Annotated in this window: 10 protein-coding genes; 5 read left to right on the top strand and 5 right to left on the bottom strand. The window is 64.3% G+C overall.

Features of this window, described 5'->3' with window-relative positions; genetic code table 11:
* Nucleotides 1-6 precede the first annotated feature (6 nt).
* A complete protein-coding gene (locus AC4PTO_RS09075) occupies nt 7-1,353 on the bottom strand; it encodes a glutamine synthetase family protein (protein ID WP_492727869.1) in 1,347 nt (448 codons plus the stop codon).
* A 116-nt stretch (nt 1,354-1,469) separates the two neighbouring features.
* Here AC4PTO_RS09075 and AC4PTO_RS09070 point away from each other — a divergent pair, with 116 nt between their 5' ends.
* Together AC4PTO_RS09070 and AC4PTO_RS09065 are read left to right on the top strand one after the other, a co-directional pair.
* Entirely contained in the window at nt 1,470-2,252 is a 783-nt protein-coding gene (locus AC4PTO_RS09070; RefSeq protein ID WP_492727867.1) for a helix-turn-helix transcriptional regulator, read from the top strand.
* A 314-nt stretch (nt 2,253-2,566) separates the two neighbouring features.
* A complete protein-coding gene (locus AC4PTO_RS09065) occupies nt 2,567-3,307 on the top strand; it encodes an N-acetyltransferase (RefSeq protein WP_492727865.1) in 741 nt (246 codons plus the stop codon).
* Nucleotides 3,308-3,349: 42 nt separating this feature from the next.
* On the opposite strand, the gene AC4PTO_RS09060 is transcribed toward AC4PTO_RS09065, so the two are convergent.
* Together AC4PTO_RS09060 and AC4PTO_RS09055 are read right to left on the bottom strand one after the other, a co-directional pair.
* A complete protein-coding gene (locus tag AC4PTO_RS09060) occupies nt 3,350-4,639 on the bottom strand; it encodes an NAD(P)/FAD-dependent oxidoreductase (RefSeq protein WP_492727863.1) in 1,290 nt (429 codons plus the stop codon).
* Between the two features lie 43 nt (nt 4,640-4,682).
* The gene (locus AC4PTO_RS09055; RefSeq protein WP_492727862.1) at nt 4,683-5,381 is read right to left on the bottom strand and encodes a haloacid dehalogenase type II; all 699 of its coding nucleotides are present in this window, start codon (nt 5,379-5,381) and stop codon (nt 4,683-4,685) included.
* 218 nt (nt 5,382-5,599) lie between these two features.
* On the opposite strand from AC4PTO_RS09055, the gene AC4PTO_RS09050 reads away from it, so the two are divergent.
* Entirely contained in the window at nt 5,600-6,844 is a 1,245-nt protein-coding gene (locus AC4PTO_RS09050) for an NAD-dependent succinate-semialdehyde dehydrogenase (RefSeq protein WP_492727860.1), read from the top strand.
* 8 nt (nt 6,845-6,852) lie between these two features.
* Here AC4PTO_RS09050 and AC4PTO_RS09045 read toward each other — a convergent pair whose 3' ends face one another.
* Both AC4PTO_RS09045 and AC4PTO_RS09040 read right to left on the bottom strand, forming a co-directional pair.
* Nucleotides 6,853-7,686: an aldo/keto reductase gene (locus AC4PTO_RS09045; protein WP_492727858.1), complete on the bottom strand. Its 834-nt coding sequence runs from the start codon at nt 7,684-7,686 to the stop codon at nt 6,853-6,855.
* Between the two features lie 44 nt (nt 7,687-7,730).
* Nucleotides 7,731-9,761 carry an oxidoreductase gene (locus AC4PTO_RS09040; protein ID WP_492727857.1) on the bottom strand — a complete coding sequence of 677 codons (2,031 nt, stop codon included), beginning with the start codon at nt 9,759-9,761 and terminating at the stop codon, nt 7,731-7,733.
* 107 nt (nt 9,762-9,868) lie between these two features.
* On the opposite strand from AC4PTO_RS09040, the gene AC4PTO_RS09035 reads away from it, so the two are divergent.
* Nucleotides 9,869-10,831 carry a LysR family transcriptional regulator gene (locus AC4PTO_RS09035; RefSeq protein ID WP_492727855.1) on the top strand — a complete coding sequence of 321 codons (963 nt, stop codon included), beginning with the start codon at nt 9,869-9,871 and terminating at the stop codon, nt 10,829-10,831.
* Nucleotides 10,832-11,155: 324 nt separating this feature from the next.
* Nucleotides 11,156-13,093 carry a Hint domain-containing protein gene (locus AC4PTO_RS09030; RefSeq protein WP_492727854.1) on the top strand — a complete coding sequence of 646 codons (1,938 nt, stop codon included), beginning with the start codon at nt 11,156-11,158 and terminating at the stop codon, nt 13,091-13,093.
* Nucleotides 13,094-13,151 lie beyond the last annotated feature (58 nt).

The following is a 13,151-nucleotide window of genomic DNA, read 5'->3' as shown; positions in this document are numbered from 1 at the left end:
TGTTTTTCATACGATTTCTAGGTATCGTTCGCGTTCCCACGCACTGACATGACGGGCATAGGCGGCGTATTCTGCACGGCGCGCGCGCACGAAACTGTCGATGAACGTATCTCCGAAAATCTCGCGCGCGGCGCGGCTTTGCGACAGGCGCGCCGCCGCATCGCCCAGGTCGGCAGGAAATTCCGTGCCGGGTGGGGCGTTCTCGGCATGGACATCGCCGATCGCTGCGGGGCCGGGGTCGATGCGGTTCTCGATCCCCCAAAGCCCCGCGCCAAGGCACATGGCCAAGGCCGCATGCGGATTGGTATCGGCCGAGGGCACACGGAACTCGACCCGTGTGGAATTGGGGCTGTCATTCATCACCCGTGCCGCGACCGAGCGGTTCTGCACCCCCCAAGAGGCATGGGTCGGCGCCCACATGCCCGGCACCATGCGCTTGTAGGCGTTCACGGTCTGGCTGCACAGCGCCAGCATTTCGGGCATCAGGGTGATCAGGCCACCGATGAAATACCGCGCGGTCACGCTCAGCCCGTCAGAATCGGCTGCATCCGCGAAGGCGGGGCTGTCATCGGCGATGTTGCGCAGCGAAAGATGCAGGTGCCCCGACTGCCCCGACAGGGTTTCGCGCAGCTTCGACATGAAGCACGCGGTCAGGCCGTGGCGGCGGAAATAGGTCCGGGTGAAGTTCTTGAACAGCGCGGCGTCATCGGCGGCCTTGATCCCTTCGGCATGTCCAAGCGGCACTTCAAGGCAGCCGGGGCCAAGTTCGGTATGCAGGGCATCCATCTTGATGCCAAGCTGGTCCAGCATCGCCTCCAGCCCGCCCAGAAGGGGCTGTTGTTCGGCAAGGGTTTCCAGTGAATATGTGCGGTTGCCGGGGGCGTAATGCCGGGGATCGGCAAAGCCGCCCGCGCGCAGCGAGGCCGCGTCTTCGGCCAGGACGTTGAATTCGAACTCGAAGGCGGAATGGACCGAGAAGCCCATCTTGCGGGCCTTCGCGATCTGCGCGATCAGCTGGTTGCGTGCCGAACGTTCGCCGAAAGGCAGGGCATAATCGGCGATGCACACGGCCTCGGCGCGCTCGAACGGCCAGGCGCGCAGGGTTTGCGGAAAGATCTGTGCGGGAACATCGACATAGGCCCCCCCGCTATAGGTCTGCTCGGCGCTGTCCCAGTTATGCAGCACATCGCAGAACTGATACCCTTCGGCGGCCAGCTTCTCGGCCTTGGCCCGCTCGACCCGCTTGATGCGCAAAAGGCCGTCTGGGTCGAAAATACCGATATGGACATGTGTTGCGCCGATCCGGTCAAGCTCTTGTCGGAAGTTTTTGAGGCCCGTGGCGTCCGATTGCATCGTGTCGATATTCCGTTTCTCTTTCCGTTGGCTTAGCTTACGGCATCGCGGCGCGTCACCAATAACCCCAGAGGGGTAGGCATCGACATCCGGGCGCCGCGGCAGGGAAGTAATGGATGACTGACTGGAACCGCCGTCTGGCAGAGGCGATCGCGACCATCGGGACCGACCGGTTTCCCGCCTGTCTCGATCATGCGACGGCGGCCTTGTTCGACTATGACATCTGCATGATCTTCGCCTATCAGGGCAGCACGACCCCGGTCTCGCTCTATCACAACATGCAGCCCGATCTGGCGCGGATCGTGGTCTGGGATTACTGCGTCGGCCCCTATCTGCTGGACCCGTTTTTCGCGGAAACCGAAGCCGGGCGGCGCTCGGGCATGGCTGGGCTGCGGCAGCTGGCGCCGGACAAGTTCTTCACCAGCGAATATTACTCCAAGCATTACAGCCGGACCGGGATCCGCGACGAGATCGGCGTGTTTACGGGGATCGGTGCGGAACGCACGGCCGTCATCAGTTTCGGCCGGGAACGCGGGCAGCCAGTATTCAGCGCAAAGGAACGCGCGCGGCTGTCCGACGTCGCCCCAGTACTGGAGGCGATCATCGCCGCGCATTGGGGGCATGCCGCGACGCGGATCGAGGCGCCGGGCCTGCGGATGCCGTCCCTGCCGCCTTTGCCGGTGCTTCTGGACCGGATCGCGCGGGGCGTCCTGACGCCGCGCGAAACCGAGATCATCGCGATGGTGCTGCGCGGCTATTCCTCGGCCGCGATCGCCACCACCTTGCAGATCAGCGACGAGACGGTGAAGGTGCATCGCAAGAATGCCTACCGCAAACTCGGGATCTCGTCGCAGGCGCAGCTCTTCTCGCTTTTCGTGCAGGCGCTTGATGCGGCCTGAGAAGGGGCCGCAGTTTGTGTTGTCGCACGGCGGGAAACGGCAGAATAATGCGCGCCAGACGGGCGATAACGAAAGCTGTGGGGCGCGGGGCCCCCGGGGTGAAGCGCCCAACCGGATATGCTGAGGGAAGAGTGGCCGCAATGTCGAACAGCAAGCCGCAGCAAAGCCAGAATGCGCAGGCCGGGTAGGGCCGGCTACGGATCGACAGCTACGAGGCGACGGTCCGTGCGATCCGCGCGTCGGACCGTCCGCTTCTGCACGAACTGACCGTCAGCGTCTTCTGGCCGCATCGCGATCACGATCTCGAGTTCTTCATGTCGCTTGGCAAGGGGTATCTGGCGCTGGACGAGATCGGGCGGGCCATGGGATCGGCGATGTATTTTCCCGTGGCTGAGGATTTTGCCATGTTCGGGATGATGGTCACGGTGCCGCGGTTGCAGGCGCAGGGTGCCGGCCGCTGGCTTTTGCGCCGGATCATGGAGGATTGCGCCGGCCGCGATCTTCGCCTCAGCGCCACGCGCAGCGGCTATTGGCTTTACGAAAGCGCCGGGTTCGTTCCGGTCGGCACGATCTGGCAGCATCAGGGGATCGCGCGCGCCATCCATCTGCCCGATCCGGTGCCGGGCGTGACGACGCGCCCGTTGGAACCGGCGGATATTCCGGCGCTGCGCGCGCTTGATGCCCATGCCTACGGCGCCCCCCGGCGTGAGGTCCTGGATGCCCTGTTGCGGATTTCCGACGGGGTCGTGGCCGTTCGTGACGGGCATGTCTGCGGCTATGCGCTGATCCGGCGGTTCGGCCGCGGCCAGGTAATCGGCCCGTTGGTCGCCGACCACGAGCGGGTCGCGATGCAGATCGCCGCACCGCTGATCCAGCGCGCAGAGGGCACATTCCTGCGGCTCGATACTCCCTGTCAGGGTGACCTTTTCGGTGCCTTCCTGGCCGCGGCCGGGATGGGCGTGTACGATACCGTCACCGAGATGTGCGTCGGCCCGCAGCGCCGGGCCGGTGAAGGGGCCGTGATGTTCGGGCTGGCGTCGCATTCGCTTGGCTGACGGATGACGGATCGACGGGGGTGAAACGCCCGCAGGCAGGTTTCATGAAAGACGGTCTTTCATCCCGAACCATAACCCCACCAGCGGCAGGAACCATGGCTTGCCGGAATGCGCCGGGATCGCGGGCCATGCCATGCCCGCCAGCGGGTTCGTGTCCATCCGCCCCATCGCCATATCGGCAAGGCTTTGCCCCAGAAGGGTCGACATCTGCGCGCCATGGCCCGAATAGCCCATGGCATAAAGCATCCCGTCATGCATGCCGGCGCGCGGATAGCGGTCTTTCGTCATGCCCACCAGACCGCCCCAACAATAGTCGATCCCGATATCGGCCAGATGGGGGAAGGTCCGGGCGAGGCTTTCACGCAGCACCTCGCCCGATTTCGCGTCCGAGCGCTGATCCGACACCGCCGAGAACCGCGCCCGTCCACCGAAGATCAGCCTGTTGTCGGGCGAAAGGCGGAAATAATTGCCGATGTTCATCGAGGTGACGCAGGTGCGGTTTCCGGGCATCGTTGCGGCGACCTCGTCGCGGTCCAGCGGGCGCGTGGCAATGATGAAAGACCCGACCGAGATGATCCTGCGGCGAAACCAGCCGAAGGGGGCGCGGGCGACCTGCCCGGTATAGGCGCCTGTTGCCAGAATCACCCGGTCCGCGCGGATGCGGCCCTTGGGGGTTTGCAGCTCCCACCCGGTGACGGTGCGCAGACGCGCCTCGACCGGCGCATGCTCCCAGATCAATGCGCCATGACGATGCGCGGCCTCGGCCAGACCCGCCACATACCGCCCCATATGCATCATGGCGGCCTTCTCGTAGAGCATGCCACCGTGAAAACCCGCGGCGCCGACCTCGTCCTTCAGGTCGGATTTTTCCAACCAGCGGGTATCGGCATCCACCTCGCGGTGGATCAGCTCGAAATTTGCGCGCAGCCCGGCGACATGGCTGGCCTTGGAGGCGAGCTTCAGCTTGCCTGCCCGGCGGAAATCGCACTCGATGCCTTCGTCGGCGATCACGTCCTCGATCATGTCGATCGAGCGGTCATAGGCGCGGTAAAGCGCATGGGCGCGCTCGGCTCCCAGATGCGCTTTTGCTTCGGCATAGCCATGCGCCACGCCGTTATTGAGGTGGCCGCCATTGCGTCCCGAACCGCCCGAGCCGACCTCTCGGGCCTCCAGCACGGCAACGCTGACGCCCTCCTTGGCCAGTTTGCGCGCGGCGTTGAGCCCGGTGAACCCGCCGCCGATCACCGCGACATCGACCTTGCCTTCGACCGGGCCGGCGCGCCCATGGGCGAAGGGGGCGGCCGTATCGTGCCAGTAAGAGGTGAATTTCATCGTTGTCTCCGGTTTCGGAAGGGGCAGGGCGCAGGCGCAGGGGTCAAAGGCCGACGGCGCCCGCCAGCCCCGATATGTCCGCGATTTCAGTGTAACCGTAATAGGGGTTGGCGGGTTCATGGCCGCGATTGACCCAGACCTTGTTCTCGATCCCGAGATCATGTGCCGTCATCAGGTCGTAGCGGAAGCTGGACGAGACGTGCAGCACGTCTTTCGGGCCGCATCCAAGCATGTCGAACATGTATTCGAAGGCGCGCATCTGCGGCTTGTATGCGCCGGCGCTTTCGGCGGTGAAGACATGGGCGATGGGTGCGCCAAGCTGCGCGATATTGTGTGGGATCTGTGCGTTCATCGAATTGGTCAGCGCCACCAGCGGGATCTTGTCGGCGACCTTGGCCAGCCCGGCGGGCACATCCGCATGTGGCCCCCATGTCGGCACGCGCGCATAGATGTCTTCGGCTACCGCCGGATCGAAGGCCACGCCGTTACGCTTGCAGGTCCGTTCAAGCGCGTTGTGCACGACCTCGGCATAGGGTTTCCAGGCCCCCAGCACCTCATCGAGCCTGTAGGCCGAGAAATCGCGGATGAATGTCTCCATCCGGGCGGGATCGAGCGTATCCGCATAATGCGTGCGCGCGGCACCTGCCATGTCGAAGAAGATCATCGTGCCGTGGCAGTCGAAGGTGATGAATTTGGGGCAGAAGGTCATGCGGGTCTCCGATTGGCTGTCTGCGTCCAGCATGGCGTTGCCTTTGCCACAGTGCTTGCCGCGTTTGCCCCTCAGAGCGCAGGAAATTGCGTATCCTTGCCCGCATCCGGCAGGCCATGCCGCGCGGGGCAGGGCAGGATAAAGGAGTCCGGATCGCGGCCATGCGCAACGAAATTCCCAAGGAGTATTCATGACGCCCGAACAGATGCTTGCCGCGCTGACAGCCTTTCCCACCGTGGTCGGAACCCCGAATGGCGCGCTTTTGGCGTTCGTGCGCGACTGGCTGGCGGGATGCGGCATATCCTGCCACCTGCTGCTCGGTCCCGAAGGGGATCACGCCAATCTCTTTGCCGCTGGCCGAGGCGAAGGGGGAAATCCTTTACGGCGCGTCGTTCGTGCGCTGGTTCGCCGAAGAGGCGCGGCGGATCAACGGCACGATCATCCCCTCGCCGGTGAAGGGCAAGAAAATCCTTGCGCTGAAGGAACCCGTGGGTGTCTGCGCCATCATCACGCCGTGGAACTTCCCCAATGCGATGATTACCCGAAAGGTCGCGCCGGGCCTTGCGGCGGGATGCACCATGGTGGTGAAGCCGTCGGATTTCACGCCCTATTCGGCCCTGGCGCTTGGCGTGCTGGCCGAAAGGGCGGGCATCCCTGCGGGTGTCCTGAACATCCTGACGGGGCGCCCCGAAGCGATCGGCGCTGCGCTGACCGCCTCGGCCACGGTGCGCAAGCTGTCCTTTACCGGCTCGACCCGCATCGGGGCGCTTCTGGCCGGGCAATGCGCGCCGACGCTCAAGAAGATGTCGCTGGAGTTGGGGGGCAACGCGTCGTTCATCGTCTTTGACGATGCCGATCTGGATGCGGCCATCGAAGGCGCTATGGTGTCGAAATTCCGCAATGGCGGACAGACCTGTGTATGCGCCAACCGGATTCTGGTGCAGTCGGGCATCCACGATGCCTTTGTCCGGGGGCTGGCCGAAAGGGTGGACGCGCTGCGCGTGGGGCCGGGGACCGAGCCCGGCACGACCATCGGCCCGATGATCAATGCCGCCGCGATCGACAAGATCTCTGCCCATGTCGCGGATGCGCTGTCAAAGGGGGCCGAACGGGTGACCGTGGCGCGCAACCTGACGGGCCAGTATGCCGACCCGGTCGTGTTGAAGGGGGCAAGCACGCAAATGCGGTTGGCCGCCGAAGAGACCTTCGGCCCCGTCGCGCCGATCTTCCGCTTCGAGACCGAGGCCGAGGCGCTTGCCATCGCCAACGGCACTCACTTTGGACTGGCCGCCTATTTCTACACGACCGACATGGCCCGCGCCTTCCGCTTCGGCGAGGCGCTGGAATTCGGGCTGGTGGGCCTGAATACCGGGCTTGTCAGCCATGCTGAAGCCCCGTTCGGCGGGGTCAAATCGTCCGGCCTCGGACGCGAAGGCGCGCAGGAAGGTATCGAGGAGTATCTGGAAACCAAGGCCTTCCACTTCGGCGGGCTTTAGCGGGCGGATCACTCCCAGCTTCGGACCCATTCGGGATTGAAGATCCGGCCGTCTGGGGCGGCAAGGGCATGCAGTCGCGCCATCTCGGCCTCGGAAAGGGTGAAATCGGTGAGGGCGATGTTCTCGCGCACGCGCTCCGGGCTGGATGAGCGCGGGATCGCCACCATGCCCTGTTGCAGGTGCCATCGCAGCATGACCTGCGCGGGGCTTTTGCCATGATCGCGGGCGATGGCGCCGATCACCGGCTCGTCCAGCAGGTGTCCGCTGCCGATCGGGGAATAGGACACGAACGCCACGCCATGGCGCCGGCAGGTTTCGATCACTGCGGATTGGTCCAGCCGGGGGTGATATTCGCACTGATTGGCAACCAGCGGCCGATCGGCCAGTTCGATGGCGCGCTCAAGCAGTCTGGCGGGGAAATTCGCCACGCCGATATGCCGGGTGTAGCCGCGGGCCGCCGCCTCGCACAGTGCGCCGACGGTTTCGGCAAGCGGCACGTCGGGGCTGGGCCAGTGGATCAGCAGAAGGTCGACCTGATCGGTGCCAAGCCGCCTGAGGCTGGCCTCGGCCGAGGCGAGGAAGGCGGGGGCGGACGCTTCGGTGAACCAGACCTTGGTCGTCAGGAAATAGCTGTCGCGTGGCAGCCCGGTCCGGCGCAGGGCGGCGCCCAGCTCGGCTTCGTTTTCGTAGCGCGGTGCGGTGTCGAAGTGACGATAGCCCGCGTCGGCGGCGGCCTCGACGGCGCGCTGCAACACCTCGCCGTGCAACTGCCATGTGCCAAGGCCGATCTGCGGGATGCTGGCCCCGTGGGCATGGATCGAGGGGATCTCGGATTGGGTCATCGCGGGCTTCTGCCAAGTGGGGACATCCACCCTGACTAACCGGATCAAAGCGTCATGGCCAGCCGCCAGGCATCACGGATTGCGGCATGGATATCGCGTGAGGCGACGGCATCCCCGATCCGATGCAGCGCGAATCCCGCTTTGCCGGGCGGCATCCCCGAACCGGTCAGAAGCCCGCCGTAGTCGCTTATGCCGTCGTTGTTCGACTGCGCGCGCAATGCGTGAAACAGATCATCCAGCGGGGCGGTGCCGTTTTCGATCACGATCTGATCGGCCAGAACGCTCGTTCGCGCGCCTGTGAAGCAATCGGAAAGGATGGCTTCAAGCCGCGTGCCCTGCCGCCGCACCTCGCATAGCGAGACATCGGTCAGCCGGGGAATGCCCAGTTCCGCAAAGCGTTTGCGAAACCCCGTGCTGTCCTGATAGCTCATCTCTTGCCCGAGGACGCTGTCGGGCGTTGCAAGGCATACCGTGTGACCCGCGCGGGCAAGATGGAGTGCCGCCGAAGGCGCTGCCTGCCTGCCGGTGCCATCATAGACCAAGATCTCGGCTTTCGCGGGAACGGTTCCGGCAAGTATGTCCCAGACCGTCGTGCACAGTGCGTCTCCCTCCAGCCAGCCGGTATCGGGAACGCCGCCGGTTGCGATCAATACAAAATCCGGATTTTCGGAAATTATATCAGATGGTTCTGCATAAAAGTTAAGGTTTTTCCTGACGCCGAGATGGCGCAACTCGGCCACCCGCCAGTCGACGATCCCGATCAGGCTGGCGCGTTCGGGCGCGCGCGCGGCCAGCCGGACCTGACCGCCCAGCTCTGCGGCGGCCTCGAACAGCACCACTTCATGGCCACGCTCGGCGGCAACGCGGGCGGCTTCCAGCCCGGCAACGCCGCCCCCCACGACCACGACCTTGCGCGCATGCGGGGATTTGGGCGGAACATGGGCCAGATCACGCTCGTTTCCGCTGGCCGGATTGTGGATGCAGGTTGCCTTCTTGTAGAGGCAGTAGGATGCGCCGACACAGGGACGGATACGGTCTTCGGTGCCGTTGCGCAGCTTGCGCACAAGCTGTGGATCGGCCAGATGGGCGCGCGTCATGCCGACCAGATCCACAATTCCTTCGCGGACCGCATGGCGTGCAGTGGCCGTGTCGCGGATGCCGCCGGCGTGCATCAGCGGTAGCCGGGTCTGGGCGCGAAATAGGCGAACGGCCTCAAGATAGGGGGCGTCGGGCTGGAACAGGCCGGGCATGTTGTCTTCGGACAAGCTAAGGTCGCTGTCCATCCGGCCGTAGATGCAGTTGAAGAAATCAACCGTTCCCGCGCGTTCGAACATCTCGGCAAGTGCGATTCCGTCGGCCAGCGTCAAACCGCCCGTGACCCCCTCGTCGATCACGAGCCGTATGCCGATCACCATCTTGTCGCCTGCGGCCTCGCGCAGCGCCTCATGCACCATGAGGCCGAAACGCGCGCGATTTTGCAAGCTTCCGCCGAACCCGTCGCCACGGATATTGCTGAGTGGTGACATGAATTGCCCGATCAGATGCCCCCCGGTCAGCGTTTCGATCCCGTCAAGACCGCCCTCGCGCGCGCGCAGCGCGGCCGCCGCATAGTCGCGGATTACGCGGTCGATGTCTTGGCGGTCCATTTCGCGCGGGAAACTGCGGCTGCGGGTCTCGCGCAGCCGCGAAGGGGCGATGGTGGGAAGCCAGTTGCCGTGCAGCGCGTTTGCCCGCCGGCCCAGATGTGAAATCTGGTTTATGACTGCGGCGCCCCGATCGTGGATGCGTTGCGACAGGCGCTGCAGGTGCGGCACGATCCGGTCATCCGAGAAATCCAGTTGTCCGCCGCCCCAACTCGAATCCTTGGACACCATGGCGCTGCCGCCGATCATCGTCAGGGCAAGCCCGCCGCGTGCCTTCTCTTCGTGATAGGCCTGGTAGCGCTCGGTCGGCATTCCGTCCTCGTCGAACATCGAGGCGTGGCTGGTGCTGACGATCCGGTTGCGCAGTCGCAACCCCTTCAGGGTGAAGGGCACCAGAAGCGGGTCGGATTGCCGGGGGGCGGGTGTCTGCATCTGGACAGGGCTCCTGTAGGGGACGGGGCAAGTCAGGGCAGGATTGCGCAATGTCGGACGCACAAGAAGATTGAATAAATGCACGCAAGCTATACGCTGAGCGTATGATGCCTCTGACCCGCCTGATCGCTTCGCCCAAGCCCCTTCTGGTCTTTGAGGCCGTTGCGCGGCTTGGCAGTTTCACGGGCGCGGCGCGTGAATTCAACATCTCGCAGCCCTCGATCAGTCGCAACGTTGCACATCTGGAGCAAGAGCTTGGCGTGCCACTGTTCGTGCGGGGCGCAAAGGGTGCGCGGCTGACGCCCGAAGGCCGGCTTCTTCATCAGGCGGTGCGCGATGGCCTGAGTCAGATAGCGGATGCGATCGAAGCGCTGCGGGCCCGGCACGACAAGGCGCGGTCCGAGGTGGTGCTATCGTTGTCCAATGCCTTCGTGACGAACTGGATGGGCCCGCGCCTTGCCGAATTCGCGGCTGCGTTCCCCGACGTCGCGCTAAGGTTCGAACTGGTGGCGGGAACACGCACGTCGTTGCCGCCCGATGTCGACTTGGCAACCCGCATCGTTGCGGCGGACAGCGAAGAGATTCGCACGTGCGAGGGGTGGGACTTCGTTCCCGAGATCATCGCGCCGGTATGCAGCCCGGCTTATCGTGCGCGGCATGGTGCCCTGCCACCGGACCGGATTGGGGGTGGGGGGCATACCTTCCTCCACCTGTCCGATCACGACATGTCGATCTGGGCTCCGTTCCTTGGCCCGCAGGGTGCGGGACGGAAGCCACCGGGAAACTGGCTTGTATTTTCGGATTACGCGGCAATCCTGCAGGCGGCGCTTGATGGCACCGGCATCGCGCTTGGCTGGCTGAGCGTCGTATCCTCGGCGGTGCTGAACGGGCGGATGGTGCAGCTGTGGGATGCGCCCTGGCAGCGCACGGGCCGCGAGATCCGCCTGTTCACCACACGCCCCGGTCCGGTGCGGCCGGTTGTCGTGGAAATCGCGAACTGGCTGCGCACGACGCTTGCCGAAGAGATGGCGCAACTGCCTGGGGGCGGTGTCGGCCAGAACCGGGGCTGAACGCTCCCTGCTGACCCTTCACCTGATCCTAATTTCTTGGCCCGAGGATCGGGGACGAATCAACGCGGAAAACGGGTGTGTTGCTCACGGCACCGTGAAGGCCCCTGGGCGCGTTAACCCTTTGTTGACGTTAGGAAATGCGCGTTTTGGGAGGGTGCTTCTTTGCACAAAACAACCAGGGCGTGCAATTTGCTTGAGACGCCATTTTTCTGCCATCTTGCGCCCTTAGTGCGCGCAGGAAATACGCACAGTTTTTCCCACTTGTTCAGGCATGATCATCGGGAACAATAAGCACCGTAAGGTCAGGTAACGGTAACAGTAACGATGGCAACGATTAACGGATCCACGGGCAACGATACGCTCACCGGCACCTCCAGCAACGACACGATTTCGGGGTTGGCGGGGAACGACTCGATCACGGGCGGGGCGGGTGATGACCTGATCTATGGCGGTGACGGCAACGATACCGTCGAAGGGGGCACCGGGCGCGATACCTTCTATGGCGGGCTTGGCAACGATGTCTGGCTGGCCGGGGAAAGCACCAGCGGCTCTGACGTCGTCTACCTTGAGGAGGGTGACGATTATGCCCAGGTCGGCTACTTCAGTTCGGGAAACCCGGATTATCTGGATGGCGGCACGGGCAACGACACGGTCTCACTCGATTTCATTCCGGGCGCGGTCGGCATCACGCTGAATGACAACGGCACCTCAAGCACGACGGGCTTCAGCTCTGTCGTGCGCAACTTCGAGAATGTCATCGGCAATGCCGAAGCCAACACCATCACCGGTAACTCTGCCGCGAACCTTCTGGATGGGGGCGGGGGCAATGACACGCTGTCGGGCGGCGGCGGTAACGATACGCTGCTTGGCGGCGCGGGCGCCGATCTGCTGGCTGGTGGCACGGGCGATGATCTGCTGGATGGCGGGATCGGCAACGATACCCTGAACGGCGATGCGGGCAACGATACGCTGCTTGGCGGCGCGGACAACGACCTGCTCAATGGCGGCACGGGCAACGACGTGTTGGATGGCGGGATCGGCAACGATACGCAAAACGGTGATGACGGCAACGATACGCTGATAGGCAGCGCCGGTTCGGACCTGCTGAACGGCGGCGCGGGCATGGACTATGTCGACTATTCGGCCTCGGCGGCCGGGGTGTCGGTGAACCTGACCAGCGGTGCGGCCTCGGGCGGGGATGCGGCGGGCGATACCCTGCAAGGTGTCGACGGCATCTATGGCTCGGCTTTCAACGATACGATGATCGGTTTCGACGGTCAGGTAATCGGCGGGGCGGACGCCTATACCAACGATTTCTATGGCGGCGCCGGCAACGACTACATGGACGGGCGCGGCGGCGGGGATTCGCTGCGCGGGGGTGAGGGTAACGACACCATCCTGGGCGGGGCAGGGAATGACCTCATCATCGGTGGCGAGGGGCTCGACTCGGTCGATGGCGGCACCGGCTCGGATACGATCACGCTCTATTACGGGCAGGACGCGGGCGAGTTCATCGAGGGCGGCGAGGATGCTGATAACAGCGATGTCGACGTTCTTGTCATCAACGGCCGCGCCAAGGTCATCTACGACCCGAACGATTCCGAGAATGGCACCATTCGTTGGGCGAATGGCGACATCACGACCTTCGCCAATATCGAGAACATCCAGCATGTGCCCTGTTTCACGCCCGGAACGCTGATCGACACGATCGACGGCGCGGTCGCGGTCGAGGATCTGCGGATCGGCCAGCAGGTGCTGACGCGTGACAACGGTTTCCAGACCGTCCGCTGGATCGGGCGGAAGGTCGTCGGGACGGCGCAGTTGCGGGCCAATCCGCGCCTCCAGCCGGTGCGCATCGCCAAGGGGGCGCTCGGTTCGGGGCTGCCGCTGCGCGACATGATCGTATCGCCGCAGCACCGCATGTTGGTCAGCGGTCGGCGGGCCGAGCTGTTCTTCGGTGAGACCGAGGTGCTTGTCGCTGCGCTGCATCTGGTCGGCCAGCCGGGGATCGAGCGGCTTTCATGCGATCACGTCATCTATCTGCATGTGATGTTCGACGCGCATGAGATCATCCTTGGCGATGGCGCCTGGACCGAAAGCTTCCAGCCCGGCCAGCAGACGCTGTCGGGGCTCGATGCCGCGCAGCGCGCGGAACTGTTCGCAATCTTCCCCGAGCTTCGCCACCCCGAGGGGTGCGCCTCTTGGGAAGGGGCGCGGCTGTCGCTGCGCGCGCGTGAGGCGCAGGTTCTTTTCGCGGCCTGACGCTGCGGGCTGTATTGTATCCATTGTGGGGCAGTGGATGCATACAATCCGGCGCGGG

The sequence above is a fragment of the Rhodobacter maritimus genome (assembly GCF_058747975.1).
This window is presented reverse-complemented; position numbering and strand designations above follow the sequence as displayed.